18 protein-coding genes and 1 tRNA gene are annotated in these 16798 nt (G+C 63.0%); 11 read left to right on the top strand and 8 right to left on the bottom strand.

The features are described 5' to 3' along the window. Positions 1 to 66 precede the first annotated feature (66 nt). The 4 genes from WM94_RS25195 (at position 67) to WM94_RS25210 (ending at position 5077) form a co-directional block, all read left to right on the top strand. Positions 67 to 816, top strand: a complete 750-nt coding sequence (locus tag WM94_RS25195; protein ID WP_061552383.1) for a 3-oxoacyl-ACP reductase family protein — start codon at positions 67 to 69, stop codon at positions 814 to 816. Positions 817 to 1052: 236 nt separating this feature from the next. Then, entirely contained in the window at positions 1053 to 2240 is a 1188-nt protein-coding gene (locus WM94_RS25200) for an MFS transporter (RefSeq protein ID WP_061552384.1), read from the top strand. Positions 2241 to 2360: 120 nt separating this feature from the next. After that, entirely contained in the window at positions 2361 to 2741 is a 381-nt protein-coding gene (locus WM94_RS25205) for a hypothetical protein (protein WP_015269367.1), read from the top strand. A 203-nt stretch (positions 2742 to 2944) separates the two neighbouring features. Beyond that, entirely contained in the window at positions 2945 to 5077 is a 2133-nt protein-coding gene (locus WM94_RS25210; RefSeq protein WP_061552385.1) for a TonB-dependent siderophore receptor, read from the top strand. Between the two features lie 169 nt (positions 5078 to 5246). Here WM94_RS25210 and WM94_RS25215 read toward each other — a convergent pair. Further along, positions 5247 to 5336 (bottom strand) — tRNA-Ser (locus tag WM94_RS25215). A gap of 198 nt (positions 5337 to 5534) precedes the next feature. Here WM94_RS25215 and WM94_RS25220 point away from each other — a divergent pair. The 3 genes from WM94_RS25220 (at position 5535) to WM94_RS25230 (ending at position 8143) form a co-directional block, all read left to right on the top strand. Then, the gene (locus tag WM94_RS25220) at positions 5535 to 6224 is read left to right on the top strand and encodes a crotonase/enoyl-CoA hydratase family protein (RefSeq protein ID WP_013971521.1); all 690 of its coding nucleotides are present in this window, start codon (positions 5535 to 5537) and stop codon (positions 6222 to 6224) included. Between the two features lie 163 nt (positions 6225 to 6387). Further along, the gene (locus WM94_RS25225) at positions 6388 to 7107 is read left to right on the top strand and encodes a 1-acyl-sn-glycerol-3-phosphate acyltransferase (protein ID WP_061552386.1); all 720 of its coding nucleotides are present in this window, start codon (positions 6388 to 6390) and stop codon (positions 7105 to 7107) included. Positions 7108 to 7171: 64 nt separating this feature from the next. After that, positions 7172 to 8143, top strand: a complete 972-nt coding sequence (locus tag WM94_RS25230; RefSeq protein WP_015269363.1) for a magnesium and cobalt transport protein CorA — start codon at positions 7172 to 7174, stop codon at positions 8141 to 8143. 131 nt (positions 8144 to 8274) lie between these two features. Here WM94_RS25230 and WM94_RS25235 read toward each other — a convergent pair whose 3' ends face one another. Next, entirely contained in the window at positions 8275 to 9006 is a 732-nt protein-coding gene (locus WM94_RS25235; RefSeq protein WP_038409106.1) for an amidotransferase, read from the bottom strand. 219 nt (positions 9007 to 9225) lie between these two features. Between WM94_RS25235 and WM94_RS30320 the strand changes: the two genes are divergently transcribed. After that, positions 9226 to 9468: a hypothetical protein gene (locus tag WM94_RS30320; RefSeq protein WP_128637193.1), complete on the top strand. Its 243-nt coding sequence runs from the start codon at positions 9226 to 9228 to the stop codon at positions 9466 to 9468. Between the two features lie 66 nt (positions 9469 to 9534). Beyond that, positions 9535 to 10335 (top strand): cytochrome c, encoded by an 801-nt coding sequence (locus WM94_RS25240; RefSeq protein ID WP_061552387.1) that lies wholly within the window; start codon positions 9535 to 9537, stop codon positions 10333 to 10335. A 124-nt stretch (positions 10336 to 10459) separates the two neighbouring features. On the opposite strand, the gene WM94_RS25245 is transcribed toward WM94_RS25240, so the two are convergent. From WM94_RS25245 to WM94_RS25260, 4 genes are all read right to left on the bottom strand, one after another. Further along, positions 10460 to 10792, bottom strand: coding sequence for a ribonuclease E inhibitor RraB (locus tag WM94_RS25245; protein ID WP_023661860.1), 333 nt, complete (start codon positions 10790 to 10792; stop codon positions 10460 to 10462). 176 nt (positions 10793 to 10968) lie between these two features. Continuing rightward, positions 10969 to 11205, bottom strand: coding sequence for a hypothetical protein (locus tag WM94_RS25250; RefSeq protein WP_015269359.1), 237 nt, complete (start codon positions 11203 to 11205; stop codon positions 10969 to 10971). A gap of 204 nt (positions 11206 to 11409) precedes the next feature. Continuing rightward, positions 11410 to 13485 (bottom strand): LTA synthase family protein, encoded by a 2076-nt coding sequence (locus tag WM94_RS25255; protein ID WP_061552388.1) that lies wholly within the window; start codon positions 13483 to 13485, stop codon positions 11410 to 11412. 240 nt (positions 13486 to 13725) lie between these two features. Further along, complete coding sequence (locus tag WM94_RS25260) at positions 13726 to 13917, bottom strand: PLDc N-terminal domain-containing protein (RefSeq protein ID WP_012271091.1); 192 nt, start codon at positions 13915 to 13917, stop codon at positions 13726 to 13728. Between the two features lie 125 nt (positions 13918 to 14042). On the opposite strand from WM94_RS25260, the gene WM94_RS25265 reads away from it, so the two are divergent. After that, positions 14043 to 14981 (top strand): ZIP family metal transporter, encoded by a 939-nt coding sequence (locus WM94_RS25265; protein ID WP_039614928.1) that lies wholly within the window; start codon positions 14043 to 14045, stop codon positions 14979 to 14981. Positions 14982 to 15105: 124 nt separating this feature from the next. Here the strand turns inward: WM94_RS25265 and WM94_RS25270 are convergent, their stop codons facing one another. After that, positions 15106 to 15636, bottom strand: coding sequence for a hypothetical protein (locus tag WM94_RS25270; RefSeq protein ID WP_013971513.1), 531 nt, complete (start codon positions 15634 to 15636; stop codon positions 15106 to 15108). A 60-nt stretch (positions 15637 to 15696) separates the two neighbouring features. Continuing rightward, a complete protein-coding gene (locus WM94_RS25275; RefSeq protein WP_061552389.1) occupies positions 15697 to 16221 on the bottom strand; it encodes an ankyrin repeat domain-containing protein in 525 nt (174 codons plus the stop codon). A gap of 264 nt (positions 16222 to 16485) precedes the next feature. On the opposite strand from WM94_RS25275, the gene WM94_RS25280 reads away from it, so the two are divergent. Continuing rightward, the gene (locus tag WM94_RS25280; RefSeq protein ID WP_013971511.1) at positions 16486 to 16758 is read left to right on the top strand and encodes a DUF3509 domain-containing protein; all 273 of its coding nucleotides are present in this window, start codon (positions 16486 to 16488) and stop codon (positions 16756 to 16758) included. The last annotated feature ends 40 nt before the right edge of the window (positions 16759 to 16798 follow it).

Genomic DNA, 16798 nt, shown 5'->3' on the forward strand with positions numbered 1-16798 from the left:
GGTAATCAAGCGCCGATACTGCGCCCATCCAAGGCATTCCGGCCTGGCTTCCAGCAGGAGATCAGCATGTCCAAGCAACACACCCTCGAAGGCAAAGTAGCCCTGGTACAGGGCGGTTCCCGCGGCATCGGTGCAGCCATCGTGCGACGCCTGGCCCGCGAAGGCGCGCAGGTGGCCTTCACCTATGTCAGCTCCGCCGGCCCGGCGCAGGCGCTGGCTGAGGAAATTACCGAAAACGGCGGCAAGGCCCTGGCCCTGCGGGCAGACAGCGCCGACGCGGCGGCCGTGCAACTGGCCGTGGATGACACCGTGAAAGCCTTCGGCCGGCTGGATATCCTGGTCAACAACGCCGGTGTACTGGCGGTAGCGCCGGTGACCGAGTTCGACCTGGCCGACTTCGACCACATGCTGGCGGTGAACGTGCGCAGCGTATTCGTCGCCAGCCAGGCCGCGGCACGCTACATGGGCCAAGGTGCGCGCATCATCAACATTGGCAGCACCAATGCCGAGCGCATGCCGTTTGCCGGCGGCGCCCCCTATGCCATGAGCAAATCGGCGCTGGTCGGCCTGACCCGCGGCATGGCCCGTGACCTGGGGCCGAAAGGCATTACCGTGAACAACGTGCAGCCAGGGCCGGTGGACACCGACATGAACCCGGCCAGCGGCGAGTTCGCTGACAGCCTGATCCCGCTGATGGCGATAGGGCGCTATGGCGAAGCGGATGAGATTGCCAGCTTCGTGGCTTACCTGGCGGGGCCTGAGGCGGGGTATGTCACTGGGGCCAGCCTGACGGTCGATGGCGGGTTTGCTGCCTGATTGAAGGGTTGCCTGTTCCGGCCTCTTCGCGGGTAAACCCGCTCCCACAGGGATATCACAGGCCCCGAGCCCAGTGGTGTGCCTGTGGGAGCGGGTTTACCCGCGAAGAGGCCGGCACAGGCTCAACCGGCCCACCCTCCCCCTCCCCCCGCTCTGCTCTGCCGCACAATGCATTGATGTAGTGCCCGACACTTTCCGATAATCCCCCCTTTACTCCTGCCCGCCACGAGAACTGCATGAACGCCCCCACTCTCAGCCGCGCCCTGATCCTGCTGATGGCCACCGCCACCGGCCTGGCCGTGGCCAGCAACTACTATGCGCAACCACTGCTGCACAGCATCGCCCAGCAGTTCGGCCTGAGCACCGCCAGTGCCGGCAGCATCGTCATTGCCGCGCAACTGAGCTACGGCGCCGGCCTGTTGCTGCTGGCGCCCCTGGGCGACCTGTTCGAGCAGCGCCGGCTGATCACCGTGATGACTGCCATTTCCACCCTTGGCCTGGTCATCAGCGCCTGCGCACCGAGCCTTCCCTGGCTGATACTTGGCACCGCGCTGACCGGGCTGTTCTCGGTGGTGGCGCAGATCCTCGTGCCCATGGCCGCGACCCTCAGCGAGCCACACCAGCGCGGGCGGGCGGTCGGCACCTTGATGAGCGGATTGCTGCTGGGCATCCTGCTGGCGCGTACCGCCGCCGGGTTCATGGCCGAACTGGGTGGCTGGCGCAGCATCTACGTGCTGGCCGCGGTGCTGATGGCCATCACCGCCGTGGCGCTGTACCGCAGCCTGCCACAACACCACAGCCATGCCGGGCTGAAATACCCAGCGCTGATCGGCTCGGTGTTCCGCCTGTTCCTCGAAGAACCGGTGCTGCGCCTGCGTTCTCTGCTCGGCCTGCTGGCATTCAGCCTGTTCGCCCTGTTCTGGACGCCACTGGCGTTCCTGCTGGCGAAAGGCCCGTATCACTATTCGGACGCGGTGATAGGCCTGTTCGGCCTGGCCGGTGCAGCGGGTGCACTGTCGGCCAACTGGGCGGGTCGCCTGGCCGACCGTGGCAAGGGTTCGCTGGGCACCACCGTGGGCCTGGTGGTATTGCTGCTGTCGTGGGTGCCGCTGGGCTTCGCCGAGCAGTCGTTGCTGGCCTTGCTGCTGGGCGTGCTGATGCTCGACCTGGCAGTGCAACTGGTGCACGTGAGCAACCAGAATGCGGTAATTGCCCTGCGACCCGAGGCGCGCACGCGGCTGAATGCCGGGTATATCACCTGCTACTTCATTGGCGGGGCCTTGGGATCGCTGCTGGGCACGCAGCTGTTCCAACGCCAGGGCTGGATGGGGATTGTGCTGGCCGGGTTGGTGATTGGCGGGCTGGCGTTGCTGGCGTGGGGTTTGGCCGAGCGCAAGCGCAAGAACGCTTTGCAGATCGCCTGAAGCCCATTGACCTGAGCGACAATGCACCGCACGACCCTCCGTCGCATGGCCGTTGACTTGCCTGCCGGGTCAGCGCTCAGTAGGCGCTGGTCAATGCCCTTTCCCTGACAGGACAACGTTATGACAAGACTCACGGTGCAATCCGGCGATTTCTTGCAAGGTGAAGGCGAGTATCGCAATGGATCGCTCACACTCAAGACCCCGCGCAGCCCCTCCCCGGGCGAGCGGATTTCCCTGGCACGCATCAGCGACCTGCGGCTGGCCAGCCTGGAATCCAGCCGCAGCCTGGGCAGTGCCCTGGGCTGGGGCGTGGCCGGGGCCCTGGTGGCCGGGCCGGTGGGGTTGCTGGCCGGGCTGTGGCTGGGTGGCAAGGAAGAGGAAGCCACCTTCCTGGCCACTTTCAAGGACGGGCGCAAGCTCATGGCCATTACCGATGGCAAGACCTGGTCGAAGATCGACGACAACTGGAAGCAGCACAGGCGGCCGGCCAGCAAAGGCTGACTGGATATCGCAGGGCCCGGATCGTTTTATGTTGAAGGCGGCTGTTAAGATGCCGCCTTTTTTATGGCCTGTACTGGCCTCTTCGCGGGTAAACCCGCTCCTACAGGAACTGCGCCACTCTCAAGGGCAGCGCTGTTCCTGTGGGAGCGGGTTCACCCGCGAAGAGGCCGGCGCAGGTGTCGCGCATCCAGGAGCCCCACCGCATGCCCCCGCGTCACCCCCGCCTGCCCCTGAGCCTGCTCAGCCTGGGCCTGGCCCTGCATTGCCCCCATGTGCTTGCCGAAGACAGCGTGCTACTGGCTCCGCTGCAGGTCTCCGATACCTACACCAACGACGGCTACCAGGCACGCCAGGCAGCAGTAGGCGGCTTCCAGCCCGCGCACCTGCTCGACACCCCGGCCTCGATCAGCGTGTTCAGCCAGCAACTGCTGGAAGACCGCCAGGTACGCCAGCTCAGCGAAGTGCTGCAAAGCGACGCCTCGGTGGGCGAAAGCTACGCCCCCATCGGCTACTACGAAAACTTCAACGTGCGCGGCTTCGAGCTGAATGCCGCCAGCAGCTACCGAATCAATGGCCAGACCATCGCCGGCGAGCAGAACGTGGCCCTGGAAAACAAGCAGCAGGTGGAGCTGCTCAAGGGCCTGTCCGGGCTGCAGAGCGGCGTATCGGAGCCGGGCGGCCTGATCAACTACGTGACCAAGCGCGCCGAAGACGTGCGCAGCGTCACGGTGTCGACCAACGAACAGGGCGAGCGCTACCTGGCCACCGACCTGGGTGGCTGGTTCGGCAGCGAGCGGCAGTTTGGCCTGCGGGCCAATCTGGCTCATGAAGACATCCGCTCCTACGTCGACCACGCCGACGGCAAGCGCGACTTCGCCTCGCTGGCCTTCGACTGGCAGATCAACCCGGATGCCACCCTGCAGCTGGATGCCGAATACCAGCACCGTGAACAACGCTCGGTGCCGGGTTACCAGTTGCTCGGTGGCAGCGAAGTACCCCATGGCATCGACCCGGACGACCGCCTGGCCTACCAGCACTGGGCCAAGCCGGTGCAGAACGATTCGCTGAACCTGGGCGGGCGCTTCGAATACCGTTTCAACGAAGCCTGGACCGGGACTTTGAGCGCCTCGCGCAGCAAGGTGGTGATCGATGACTACAGCTCGTTTGCCTGGGGCTCGAGCGAAGGCGCGTTCTTCGGCAGCAACGGCGACTACGACATCTACGACTTCCGCAGCCCGGACGACACCCGCCGTACTGACGAGGCGCAGGCCATGCTCAACGGGCGTTTCGATGGGCTGGGCGTGGGGCATGAGCTGACCGTAGGCACTAGTGCGCAGCGGCGCACGCTGGATCAGCGCCCCAGCTATATGGAATGGGTAGGTACAGGCAATATCCACACCGGTGCGCCGGCCTTCGATCCATCCGACAAGCCCATCAGGTCTAGCGAACGTCGCCTGGACAGCCGCCAGTACGGGTTGTTCGTGAGCGACCGCATCAGCTTCAACGAGCACTGGCAGACCGTACTGGGTGCCCGTGAAGTACGCCTGGACGAGAAAACCTGGAATGAGGACGGCGTTGCCGGTCGCCATACTCGGCAGTACGAACTGCTGCCCAACGCCGCGCTCATCTACAAGCCGCAGCCGGATACCACGGTATATGCCAGTTATTCCAAAGGCCTGTCGGCAGGCGGTACCGCACCGTGGTTCGCCGAGAACAGATTCGAAATCCTGGCACCGACGACCTCACACCAACTGGAACTAGGCCTCAAGCATGACTGGCAAGGCCTGAGCTTCAGTGCCGCACTGTTCCAGATACGCCAGGCGTACCAGTACGCGCGCCCGGACGGCTCCGGCACTTTCACCTACGTGCAGCAAGGCCAGCAGAAGAACACCGGCCTGGAACTGGGCGCCAGCGGCTGGGTGACCTCGAACCTGCAGGTGCAGGCCAGCGCTGCGGCGATTCGGGCGCGGGTGCAGAACAGCGATACCGATGCCTATGAGGGCCACCAGGCGATCAACGTCCCCAGGTTCCGGGCGGCGTTGCAGGCGGAATACACCCTGCCTGTACCGGGGTTGGCACTGCTGGGCGGGGCGCGCTACAGCGCCAGCAAATATGCGAGCCAGGCGGGGAATGTGGAAGTTGGTGGGTATACGGTGTTCGATGTGGGTAGCCGCTACCGTACGCGTATCGGGGGGTACGACACGGTGCTGCGGCTGACTGTGGATAACGTGTTCGACAAGCGTTATTGGCGCGATGTGGGGGATTACCTGGGGGATAACTACCTGTTCCAGGGAGCGCCGCGGACGGCTCGGCTTTCGGCTTCGGTCAGCTTCTAGGTTTTTAGGGCTGCCTTGCAGCCCATTCGCAGCACACGGCTGCTCCTACAGGGGCGCACCCCATCCTGTAGGAGCAGCCTTGTGCTGCGAATGGGCCGCAAAGCGGCCCCCGAAGGCCCCAAAAACAAAAAGCCCCCGGCTTTTCAGCTCGGGGGCTCTTCGTAGAATGTGGCGGTGAAGAAGGGATTTGAACCCTTGATACGATTTCTCGTATACACACTTTCCAGGCGTGCTCCTTCGACCACTCGGACACTTCACCGTTTCCCTTCAAGCCTTGCAGCCTGTCGAGGTGCACTAATTTAGTGAAAGACTTTCCCTTTGGCAAGCATTTTTTTCAATTTTTTCATGCATTTGCATTTGAGCCCCGGCGAACGCTGACCGACCAGTCAGCCTTACTGCTTTACCTCGCCCCTGGCGCTGGGTAACGTCGTCGCCACGCCAACAAAAGGACTCTGCCATGAGCGAGCTGATTACCTACCACGCCGAAGACGGCATCGTCACCCTGACCCTGAACAACGGCAAGGTCAACGCCATCTCGCCAGACGTCATCGCCGCCTTCAACGCCGCGCTCGACCGCGCCACCGAAGAGCGCGCGGTGGTGATCATCACCGGGCAGCCCGGCATCCTTTCTGGCGGCTACGACCTCAAGGTGATGACCAGCGGCCCCAAGGAGGCGATCAGCCTGGTCACCGCCGGCTCCACCCTCGCCCGCCGCCTGCTGTCGCACCCGTTCCCAGTAGTGGTCGCCTGCCCGGGCAACGCCGTGGCCAAGGGCGCCTTCCTGCTGCTGTCGGGCGACTATCGCATTGGCGTCGAAGGGCCGTACAAGGTGTGCCTGAACGAAGTGCAGATCGGCATGACCATGCACCATGCCGGCATCGAACTGGCACGCGACCGCCTGCGCCGCTCGGCCTTCCACCGCTCGGTGATCAATGCCGAGGTGTTTGACCCGCAGGGCGCGGTGGATGCCGGCTTCCTCGACAAGGTGGTGCCGGCCGAGCAGTTGCAGGATGCAGCACTGGAGAAAGCGCGGGAGCTGAAGAAGCTGAACATGCTGGCGCACAAGCACACCAAGCTGAAGGTGCGCAAAGAGCTGCTGGAGGCGCTGGACAAGGCGATCGAGCTGGATCAGCACTATACAGGTTGACCGTACCGGCCTCTTCGCGGGTGAACCCGCTCCCACAGGGATATCGCATGCCTCAAGAGCAGTGAGGTACCCGCGAAAGGGCCAGTACAAGCTTGCACCAGGGTTTGCCCCGACCAGTGCACATCCGTACACTGCCCGGCGACTGTCTGGTGTGAGTCGTACCATGCTTTATTCATTGCGCATGCTCCTGCTGGCGCTGCATTTCCTTGTGGTTGGGGCCCTGGGCCTGGTCATTGGCCTGTGCCGCCCCTTCAACCCCGACAACAGCCGCGTGTTCGCACGCCTCTACAGCCTGCCGGCCACCTGGCTGATGCGCATCAGGGTGAAGGCCGAAGTCGGCCCGCTGTGGGACCAGCCGCCAGGCTGCGTGATCGTCGCCAACCACCAGTCCAACTTCGACCTGTTCGTGCTGGGCCAGGTGGTGCCGCAGCGCACCGTCGCCATCGGCAAGAAAAGCCTGGGCTGGATCCCGCTGTTCGGCCAGCTGTTCTGGCTGGGTGGCAACGTGCTGGTCGACCGCAAGAATGCCTACCAGGCACGCAAGGCCATGCAGAAGACCACCCGGGTACTGCAGGACGACACCTCGATCTGGATTTTCCCCGAAGGCACGCGCAATCCCGGCGAGCACCTGCTGGCCTTCAAGAAGGGCGCGTTTCACATGGCCATCGAGGCGGGTGTGCCGATCGTGCCGGTGTGCGTCAGCCGCTATGCCGGGCGCCTCAGCCTGAACAGCTGGCGCCAGCGCACGGTGATCGTGCGCTCGCTGCCACCGATCGCCACGGCGGGCATGACCCTGCAGGACCTGCCGGCGCTGATCGAACAGTGCCGCGGGCAGATGCAGCAATGCATCGACCGCATGGAAGGGGAACTGGCCAAGAGCTAGGTTGCTCTTGAGCCCACTACAGCCCAAGCTGTAACCCGTGTCCAACCGGAATAAGCGAACAACCATGGGTCGAGTCGTGGCATCGGCGGTATACAGCGCCGGCAGAAAGGTCACCAACATCAGCATCGACGAAGGCAGCGAATGGGCACGCAAGCCAGGGCATTTTGTGTGGATTGGCCTGGAAGAGCCCAACGCTGAGGAACTGGCCAACCTGCAATGCCAGTTCAATTTGCACGAACTGGCCATCGAAGACGCCCTGGAAAAGCACAGCCGGCCCAAGCTGGAAACTTTCGGCGACGCCCTGTTCATCGTCACCTATTCGCCGGTGCGCCACGAAGGCAAGCTGGAGTTCATCGAAACCCACATCTTCGCCGGCAACGGCTACATCATCACCTGCCGCAACGGCCACTCCAAATCCTATGCCCTGGTGCGCCAACGCTGCGAGGCGCGGCCGTTGCTGCTGGAGCACGGCGAAGACTTCGTGCTGTACGCCCTGCTCGACTTCGTCACCGAGAACTACCAGCCGGTCAGCGAGGCCATTCATGGCGAGATCGAAGAGCTGGAGCAGAGCGTGCTTGGCGGTTCGCTGCAAGAAGACGATATCCGCCGCTTGCACAGCCTGCGCCGCGACATCCTGCGCCTGCGCCGCTACGTGGCACCGATGGTGGAAGTGAGCGAGGAACTGCAGCGCCTGAGCTTCCCGTTCATCGACAAGAACATGCGCCCGTACTTCCGTGACGTGCAAATCCACGTGACGCGGCAGATGGAAGACCTGGCCGGTATCCGTGACATCGCCAGCCAGACCATCGAGATCGGCATGCTGCTGGAGTCGTCACGGCAGAGCATCGTGCAGCGCAAGTTTGCAGCCTGGGCGGCGATCCTGGCGTTCCCCACGGCAATTGCCGGGGTTTACGGGATGAACTTCCAGAACATGCCGGAGTTGGGGTGGCACTATGGGTACTTCGGGGTACTGGGGGTAATCGGGCTGGGCTGTACCGCGCTGTATGCCAGCTTCAAGAAGTCTGGCTGGCTTTGACCCCAGGCCCGGCGCGCTTCCTGTAGGAGCAGCCTTGTGCTGCGAAGAGGCCCTCACGACCACATAGCATATGTTGGTCTTGCTGGCCTTTTCGCAGCACAAGGCTGCTCCTACAAAAACAGCGCTCGGCTTCAGGCCGCGTCGTGTTTGCTCACCGGTTGCTGGATAAACCGCAACATCCACTCCCCCACCAGGTCGCCCTGGTGCTCGGTGGCCAGGCTGGCCACGGCCTTGTGGTACACCTCATCACCCAGATACTCCTGGCGCGCATCGAGCAGCGCGCGGGAGTAGTCGTGCACGAACTCGGGGTGCCCCTGGAAGCACAGCACCTGGTCACGAATGTGGTACGCAGCGTTCGGGCAGAAATCGCTGGAGGCGATCACCGTGGCGCCTTCCGGCAGCTCGGTCACCTGGTCCTGGTGGCTGATCAGCAAGGTCAGCTCCGACACCTCCGGGTCCATCCACGGCGCATGGGCCGCCAGCGAATAGCGGTGGATACCCACGCCCCAGCCCTGCTCGGCACGCTCGGCCTTGCCACCCAGGGTCAACGCCAGCAACTGGTGGCCGAAACACACACCCAGCAGCTTCTCGCCACGCTCGTACAGCTTCAGCAGGTAGGCCTTGAGCGTCTGGATCCACGGGTCGGTACCAAACGAGTCGGCCTTGCTGCCCGTCACCAGATAGGCATCGAACACTTCATTGTCGGCGGGGTAATCGCCGTTCATCACGTTGTACACACGAAATTCGGCGGCGATCGGCTGACGCGAGAAGAGCTGCTCGAACATCCTGCCGTAGCCCTGGTACTGCGCGGTCAACTCCGGTCGCAGGACATCGGTTTCAAGGATGCAGATGCGTAACGACATAGGGATAGTCCTGAACGACATGGGTGGGAATCTGCTGTAGAGACTGACGCGAAAGGCACGTACAAGCAAGTAGGCCGCACTGACGAACGGTCACATTTCGTCGGTGCCCTGCTGGCACTTGCGCCACCGTCTAGCGAGAGCATGCCAGCCGGCTGGCACTTGGCCTCATAGCCAGACGAAATCAACGATCCACAGTATTAGAACAAAGGGTTCTCAAACATGGATGACGCACACCCTACTGTTGGTTGTATATCCACTTTCAAGAGGCAGGCAGTTCAGGCGTCACGCAACGCCACTGCGATCGACCCGAAGCGCGACAGGGAAGCCAACGGGTATTCAGGAATAACAACAAGAAGGCGGTCCGCCATGTTCAGACAATCGAAAATTCGCCAAGCTGGGCTCATTCTCTTCGCCACGACTTTGCTGCTGATCCTGCCGAACCTTACACGTTTGTTCGGCTGACTGCCGCTGTGGCGCCAACAGGCAACGCACAGGTAACCTGCTGGCCTTGATGGTCGGAGATTACCCATGCGCCACTGCCTTGCACTGTTAGTGTTGCTCCTGAGCCTGCCGCTGTCGGCGGCGCAACTGCACCTTGAACTGGGCGCTACGACGCGCCAATGGAGCAGTGAAGAACTGCTCGACCACCCGCAGGCCCGGGACATCAGCATCGACCAGGACGTTTCCTACAAGCAGCCCATGCGTTATCGGGCTGTGCCGCTGGCCGCGCTGCTGGACGGCGTGAGCGCCAGCGACCACCTGCAGGCAGTGGCGCTGGACGGTTTTGCCGCCGAAATGCCCGCGACGCCACTGTTGCAGCAGGGGCCGGCACAGGCCTGGCTGGCGGTGGAGGAACCTGACCGGCCATGGCCACCACTGGGCCAAGGCAAGCCGAGTGCAGGACCGTTCTACCTGGTGTGGACTGCACCGCAGGCCAGCGGTATCCGCCCAGAGCAGTGGCCGTTCCAGATTTCCACGATTCGCAAGCTGGCCTCCGTCGAAGCGCGTTTTCCGGCGCTGCTGCCCGACCCCAAGTTGCCGGCCGACAGCCCGGTGCGCCGAGGCTTTGCCTTGTTCCAGCAGAATTGCCTGGCGTGTCATAGGTTGAATGGCGCAGGCGATGCACAGGTGGGGCCGGACCTGAATATGCCGCATAACCCGACCGAGTATTTTCGGCCTGAATATCTACGCCAGCTGATTCGTGACCCACAGAGCCTGCGGCAGTGGCCGCAGGCAAAGATGCCGGGGTTTGCGGAGAATGTGTTGAGTGAAACGGAGCTGGATGACTTGCTGGCCTATTTGAGGCATATGGCTGGGCGCAGGCCTTGAGAAACTGGGGGCGCTTTGCGCCCCTTTCGCGACACAAGGCCGCTCCTACAAGGGTACACGCACGCCTGTAGGAGCGGCCTTGTGTCGCGAAAGGGCCGCAAAGCGGCCCCACATTCCCAAAATCTCAGGCTATGGGCCGCTCCTGCTTGACCCCCCACCCTTCCACCTCACCGCCATAAGGTGTCACCAGCTGCTCGAAGGCCTCTTCAAAGTCGCCAATCCCGCCATGGGTGGCATACATGACCTTGCTCAGTTCCAGATGCCATGCACCGTCGCCCATCTCCTTGACCTGGGCATTCAGCGATTCCCCACGAAACTGCCCGGCCGCACGGCGGGCCCCTGCTTCGTCGGGGAATATGGCGTAGAACTCGATGGGATGGATCTGGGTGAAGTCGAAACCGCCTGCCTTCATCTGGCGCAGGACGTTGCTGCTGATATCGTCGTTCTGGCTGCTCATGAAACGTCCTCCTGAATAATGCGATGGATAGACTTTCCGTGCACTACGCACCTGCCGGCAGCGGCCGGGCAGTTCGAGCTGATGCAAGACGCGAAGGGATGCGGTGCCGCCCCGCAGAATAGGCCGGCACCTTCATGCAGCGTAGTGCCTGCCAGGGCACCACGCAAACGTGTGGTTCAGGGCGTTTCGTGGATGCTGGTGATGGTCACGCCACTCTGCTCCTTCAGCCAGCGTGCGGTGGGGGAAATGGTGCGGTCCTGGAAGTCGTTGAGGTCCAGCTCGTCCATCACCGGGAACAGGTGCGAACGGATGGCCCGCGCGGCGTCCTCTTCGCTGGGGCACTGGTCGCCGCGCAGCGTCAGGGTGGTGAGCACGCCTTTCTGGTCGGCAAAGATGACTTCCCACTCTTTCATTGAACGAACCCTCTCAGTCAACGAACACCAGGTGTGTGATGCCTGAAACAAGTGACCTTGAGGTGGGGAGAATGTTCAGTCTGTGCCGGCCTCTTCGCGGGTAAACCCGCTCCCACAGGGATTTCACAGGGTCTGAGGGCAGTGATATCCCTGTGGGAGCGGGTTTACCCGCGAATGGGCCGCAAAGCGGCCCCTGTTGCTGCCTTACTTAGGCGTGCCGTGCACTACACCGGCAGTGTTATCCAGCAAGCTCTTGGTCGCAGTCTGGATATACGCTTCCAGCTTCTTCAGCATTTCCGGCTGGTCCGGGCTTTCGATCAGCTCGGCCTTGAACTCGCTGCCCAGCTGGTAGCGGTACATGCGCGGGGTCATGTCCTTGGACTCGATCAGGATACGGTCGCCCTGTACCAGGCCGACGATCTGCTCGCTGCCCGATGGCTTGATCATGCCCATGCCCTGGTCGCCCTCAGGCAGGTTGAGCAGGTCGCGGCCCCAGCACTGGTGACGGGCCTGGCCACCCAGGCGGCCCATGATGGTCGGCACGATGTCGACCTGGGTGCCCACGGTGTGGTTGACCGCACCGAACTTCTCCTGGATGCCCGGGGCAATCAGCAGCAGCGGCACGTTGAAGCGGCCCAGGTCCAGTTCGGTGACCTGCTGGTGGTTGCCAAAGCCATGGTCGCCAACGATGACGAACAGGGTTTCCTTGAAGTACGGCTCCTTGCGCGCCTTCTCGAAGAACTGCCCCAGCGCCCAGTCCGAATAGCGCATGGCAGTGAGGTGCTCGTCCAGGCGGCCCTGGCCGGTTACCGGCTCTACCGGCAGGTCTTTGGGCAGTGCGTACGGGGTGTGGTTGGACAGGGTCTGCAGCAGCGCGTAGATCGGCTTCTTGCCATCGTGCTTGGCCAGCTCTTCGGCGCCGCGGTCGAACATGTCCTGGTCGGACACGCCCCAGGTCGGGTCGGAGAACACCGGGTTGACGAAGTCGTTACGGCCAATGAAGGTGGTCATGCCCTGGTTGCCGAAGAACCCGGACTGGTTGTCCCAGGCAAAGTCGCCGTTGTAGACGTAAACGTCGTCGTAATCGCGGGCGCTGAGCAAGGCTGGCAGGCCGGAGAGCTTGTGGCCGCCTTCCGGGGTCTGCATCAGGTACTCGAAGCCTGGCAGGTTGGGGAAGCAGGCCATGGTGGCGAACATGCCCTGGTGGGTATGGGTGCCGTTGGAGAAGAAGCGGTCGAACAGCAGGCCCTCTTTGGCCAGCTTGTCGAAGTACGGGGTGATGTTGTTGGGGCTGCCCAGCGCGCCCACCGAGTGGCCGGCGAAGCTTTCCATCAGGATCACCACCACGTTCTTGATCGGCAGGGTGCGCTCGGCCGGCGGCACGAAGTCGCGGCGGATTGCAGCCTCGTCAGCATCGACCAGGGTGTCGTGGGCGGTCAGCAGCTGCTCGCGCACGCTCTGCGTGGCCACGTCCTGCTCCAGCACCGGCTTCCAGATGTTGGCGCGGTCTTCGCCGAAGCGGCTCTTGGCAGCATCGATCAGGGTCAGGGTGCCGTTCAGGCCCAGCTGGTTGACGAAGTTGGAATCGGTGGTGAAGGCATCACCCCAGCGCATCGGCGGGCCCTGACGCAGGGTGCCACGGGCGGCGACCACGGCCACCAGCAGGATCACCATGAACACCGCCAGGCGGTTGTACCACGGCGCTGCACGGCGCTGCTGGGTGACCTCGCCGGCACCGTTGCCACGGGTCATGCGGTCGATGCCCTTGAACAGCAGGCTCAGCAGCCAGGTGCCGAACAGCCAGGCCAGCAGGTAGCGCACCACCGGGAAGCCGTACCAGAGCATGCTCAGCACGGTCTTCGGGTCTTCCTTGATGTACTGGAACACCAAACCGTTGAGGCGCTGGTGGAACTCGCGATAGAAGTCCATTTCCATCAGGCCGAGGAACATCACCACGCTTGAGGTGATGGTCAACCAGAAACGGAACAGGCCACGCCGGGCCATGGCCCAGGGACTGAGGATGGCCAGCAGCAGCGGAATGCTGATGTACACCACTACCCGCAGGTCGAAGCGCAAGCCATTGAGAAAGCCTTCTGCGACGGTCGCGCTGGGGGTATCGCCGATCATGTCGCTGTTGTAGACCAGCAGCGCCAGGCGCACGAGGCTGAGCATCAGCATGATCACCAGGCCACTGAGCAGGGTGTAGGCCAGGTGGGATTTCAGAGTGGGCGAGAACGACGCTCGCGCGCCCCGTTGCTTCAAGGCGTCCAGGTTAGCCATGAATGGGAAGGTCCTAGGATTGCGGGTTTGCGGAGATGGCGCAGGTGTTTACCAACGCAGCATTGTGCGGGTGCGGATTCTGTTTAAACCAATGTGAAAATTTTGTCACGGGGGTGTTGCCGCTTTTGTCTGTTACGGCCTCTTCGCGGGCACGCCCGCTCCCACAGAGGGATCACTGCCCTCAGGTCCAGTGATCCCCTGTGGGAGCGGGTTCACCCGCGAAGAGGCCAGCACAGCCATTCAGATCCGCACATTCCCCCGCGGCCCGGCGATCGCCCAGATCACCAGCCCCACCACCGGCAGCAAGGCGATCAGCAGGATCCACAACACCTTGATGCCCACTTCGCTGCCACTCTTGATCACATTCAGGATGGCCCAGATATCCAGCGCCAGGATGATCAGCCCGACCAGGCTGTTGAACGTCGACCCCATGCCAAAACTCCTGTCAAAGGCTTTGCTGCACAGCATAGTCAGCTATCAAGGTGATAGAAGGGAATCCTTGGCGATTGGCGCAGGTCCCTGAGTAGACTGCCGTTATTTACTGATTCGAGGTTCACATGCCCCCCGCCCACACTCAAAGCGCCGCCCCGACCTCGCTGCTGAACGCCTGGCGCCAACAGGCCGTGAACACCCCGTGGCTCAGCGCCGGCCTGGGGTTGAGCCTGCTGGCGGTGTTGCTACTGCTGGCCGCCAGCCTGTGGAACGCAGTGAACGGCGACCATGCCGACAACCTGCACCTGGCCATGCTGGGCGGGTTGTCCGGCTTTGGCGCCACGGCGCTGGGCGCAGTGCTGGCAGTGGTGCTGCGCGATGTCAGGGCCCGCACCCAGGATGTGATGTTGGGTTTTGCCGCCGGCATGATGCTGGCGGCCAGTTCGTTTTCGCTGATTCTGCCGGGCCTGGATGCCGCCCGCGAAATTACCGGCAACGGCCCGGCCGCGGCCTTTACCGTGGTGCTGGGCATGGGCCTGGGCGTGCTGCTGATGCTGGGCCTGGACCGCTTCACCCCGCATGAACACGAAAGCACCGGCCCTTGCGGCCCGGAGGCCGAGCGCATCAGCCGGGTGTGGTTGTTCGTGCTGGCAATTACCCTGCACAACCTGCCTGAGGGCATGGCCATTGGCGTGAGCTTTGCCAATGGCGACATGAACATCGGCCTGCCGCTGACCAGCGCCATCGCCATTCAGGACATCCCCGAGGGGTTGGCCGTGGCGCTGGCCTTGCGCGCTACCGGGTTGTCGAACCTGAAAGCCGCGCTGGTGGCGATCGGGTCGGGGCTGATGGAGCCGCTGGGTGCGGTGATCGGCCTGGGGATCTCGACCGGCTTTGCCTTGGCCTACCCGGTCAGCATGGGACTGGCGGCGGGGGCGATGATTTTTGTGGTGAGCCACGAGGTGATACCCGAAACCCACCGCAATGGGCACCAGACTGCGGCGACCCTGGGGTTGATGGGTGGGTTTGCGGTGATGATGTTCCTCGATACCGCGCTGGGCTGAAGATTGAAGCTGCCTGTGCCAGCCTCTTCGCGGGTAAACCCGCTCCCACAGGGATCTCACTGGGCCCGAGGGAAGTGATATCCCTGTGGGAGCGGGTTTACCCGCGAAGAAGCAAACGCGGAAATCAGACGTGTACGGCGACCTTCAACGCCTCAAGCGCCGGCTCGACCTTGATCCCCACCTCAGCCCCCAGCTCCAGCACCCGCGCCAGGTCGTTCTGCCCTACCATCACCATCTGCAGCTCGTCATCCAGCAACTGGCTGAAGTTGAGCAGCACATACCCACCCGCCTCCTTGTTCAGCGCCCCCATCTGCACCTGAATGCGATTGAGCGCGGTCAGCGGCTCGGTGCGGGCCAGTTGTTTGGGCTTGAGGGTGAACGGCACGCTCTGGTCGAACGAGTCGCTGATCTGCTGGAACAGGTCCTGGTAGCTGTCGGCCTGGAACACCACGGTGTCCGGCAGGCTGCCCAGCACCACCCATTCGCCCAGCGGAATGGGGAAGCTGTCGTCGTAGTTGATGTCGGGGTTGGCGGCCAGGAAGGCGGCGGGGTCGGCGTAGGCCTGGGCGGCCTCGTCGGCGATGCGCTCGATGTCTTCCTCGCGCATGCAGCCAGCGCCAATGAGGCTGATGAATTCGAGCAACTGAGTTTTCATGAAAGGGGGCCTGCGACGGGTGAAAAGTCGCCAAGGATAGCCGCAAATGCCCCCTTGCGGTTAGCCGGCCAGCACTTGCAGGCGCGCTGCGGCGTCCACGGCTCCCATGGTTTGCGCTGCCATCAGTGCGGTGGTACCACGGGCATCCTGACGGGCCGGGTCGGCACCCTGGGCCAGCAGGTACTCGAGGATTTCGCTGCGGTTGAACATGGCTGCCAGCATCAGTGCGGTGCGGCCATCCTGCGCGGCGGCGTCCACCGGTACGCCGTGCTCCAGCAACAGGCGAATCATGGCCAGGTCCCCCTTGAACGCAGCGCCGGCGATGGGCAGTTGGCCGTTATCGTTGGCAATCAGCGGGTCGGCGCCATGCGCCAGCAGCACACGCACTGCGTCGTGGTGGCCGTGGTAGCTGGCCAGCATCAGCAGGGTGTCGCCCTTGTGGTTGCGCAGGTTGGCCGGCAGGCCGCTGGCCAGCAGGCGCCCGAGCGCCTCGGCATCGCCCTGTCGGGCACGTTCGAACACCTGCTCGGCAAAGGCGGCGGTCTCGTCGTCGGTCATGGTGGTGGGCGTGGGTTGGCTGGACATTTGGAACCTCCTGGCAGAAATCGTTGCCCAAGTCTTTGTCAGGCAAGGCTGCCGGGTCAAAGGTTCAGATTCTATCGGGGCGATAGCTGGCCGCGGGTCGTGCAATATGCACTGTGCAAAATGCACGACCATGCAGGTTGCACGACAGCGCCTCGGCAAAAAATACGTAATCGACTGAAATTAAAGGGTTTTTCAGAAAATGCTTCCTGGCACGGTCACTGCAACCATCAACTCACGTCTGCCACGCAACAGCCAGGAGTTGATATGGACCTCATCCAGGAAAAGTTCGTTTCGGTATTTTCGGCCTACCAGGTGAATACCCAGGCCCGCCCAGACGGCGGTGTGCTGCTGACCCTGCGTGCAGCTGATGGCAAGGTCACCCGCCGCGTGCTGACCTACGCGCAATTGCACAGTGCCGAGCAGCTGTCCTGGGCGATCAGTGCGATTCGCCGCGATTTGGCCGAGCAGGCCAGTGAATTGCCGGTGATTTCGATGCTGCAGAGCCAGCAGCGGTTTGCCCTGCCGACTTATCGCTGAGTTTTTTGTTGGTTGATCTGGCCTCTTCGCAGCACGAGGC

This window comes from Pseudomonas sp. ABFPK, assembly GCF_001586765.1.
In the GTDB taxonomy this organism is placed as follows: Bacteria; Pseudomonadota; Gammaproteobacteria; order Pseudomonadales; family Pseudomonadaceae; genus Aquipseudomonas; species Aquipseudomonas asiatica.

Coding starts and splice junctions, on each gene's coding strand:
- WM94_RS25255 (WP_061552388.1), bottom strand. CDS start 13,485: ATGGCTAACCTGGACGCCTTGAAGCAACGGGGCGCGCGAGCGTCGTTC.
- WM94_RS25260 (WP_012271091.1), bottom strand. CDS start 13,917: ATGGGGTCGACGTTCAACAGCCTGGTCGGGCTGATCATCCTGGCGCTG.
- WM94_RS25265 (WP_039614928.1), top strand. CDS start 14,043: ATGCCCCCCGCCCACACTCAAAGCGCCGCCCCGACCTCGCTGCTGAAC.
- WM94_RS25250 (WP_015269359.1), bottom strand. CDS start 11,205: ATGAAAGAGTGGGAAGTCATCTTTGCCGACCAGAAAGGCGTGCTCACC.
- WM94_RS25220 (WP_013971521.1), top strand. CDS start 5,535: ATGAGCGAGCTGATTACCTACCACGCCGAAGACGGCATCGTCACCCTG.
- WM94_RS25280 (WP_013971511.1), top strand. CDS start 16,486: ATGGACCTCATCCAGGAAAAGTTCGTTTCGGTATTTTCGGCCTACCAG.
- WM94_RS25235 (WP_038409106.1), bottom strand. CDS start 9,006: ATGTCGTTACGCATCTGCATCCTTGAAACCGATGTCCTGCGACCGGAG.
- WM94_RS30320 (WP_128637193.1), top strand. CDS start 9,226: ATGGATGACGCACACCCTACTGTTGGTTGTATATCCACTTTCAAGAGG.
- WM94_RS25230 (WP_015269363.1), top strand. CDS start 7,172: ATGGGTCGAGTCGTGGCATCGGCGGTATACAGCGCCGGCAGAAAGGTC.
- WM94_RS25210 (WP_061552385.1), top strand. CDS start 2,945: ATGCCCCCGCGTCACCCCCGCCTGCCCCTGAGCCTGCTCAGCCTGGGC.
- WM94_RS25195 (WP_061552383.1), top strand. CDS start 67: ATGTCCAAGCAACACACCCTCGAAGGCAAAGTAGCCCTGGTACAGGGC.
- WM94_RS25200 (WP_061552384.1), top strand. CDS start 1,053: ATGAACGCCCCCACTCTCAGCCGCGCCCTGATCCTGCTGATGGCCACC.
- WM94_RS25245 (WP_023661860.1), bottom strand. CDS start 10,792: ATGAGCAGCCAGAACGACGATATCAGCAGCAACGTCCTGCGCCAGATG.
- WM94_RS25275 (WP_061552389.1), bottom strand. CDS start 16,221: ATGTCCAGCCAACCCACGCCCACCACCATGACCGACGACGAGACCGCC.
- WM94_RS25205 (WP_015269367.1), top strand. CDS start 2,361: ATGACAAGACTCACGGTGCAATCCGGCGATTTCTTGCAAGGTGAAGGC.
- WM94_RS25240 (WP_061552387.1), top strand. CDS start 9,535: ATGCGCCACTGCCTTGCACTGTTAGTGTTGCTCCTGAGCCTGCCGCTG.
- WM94_RS25225 (WP_061552386.1), top strand. CDS start 6,388: ATGCTTTATTCATTGCGCATGCTCCTGCTGGCGCTGCATTTCCTTGTG.
- WM94_RS25270 (WP_013971513.1), bottom strand. CDS start 15,636: ATGAAAACTCAGTTGCTCGAATTCATCAGCCTCATTGGCGCTGGCTGC.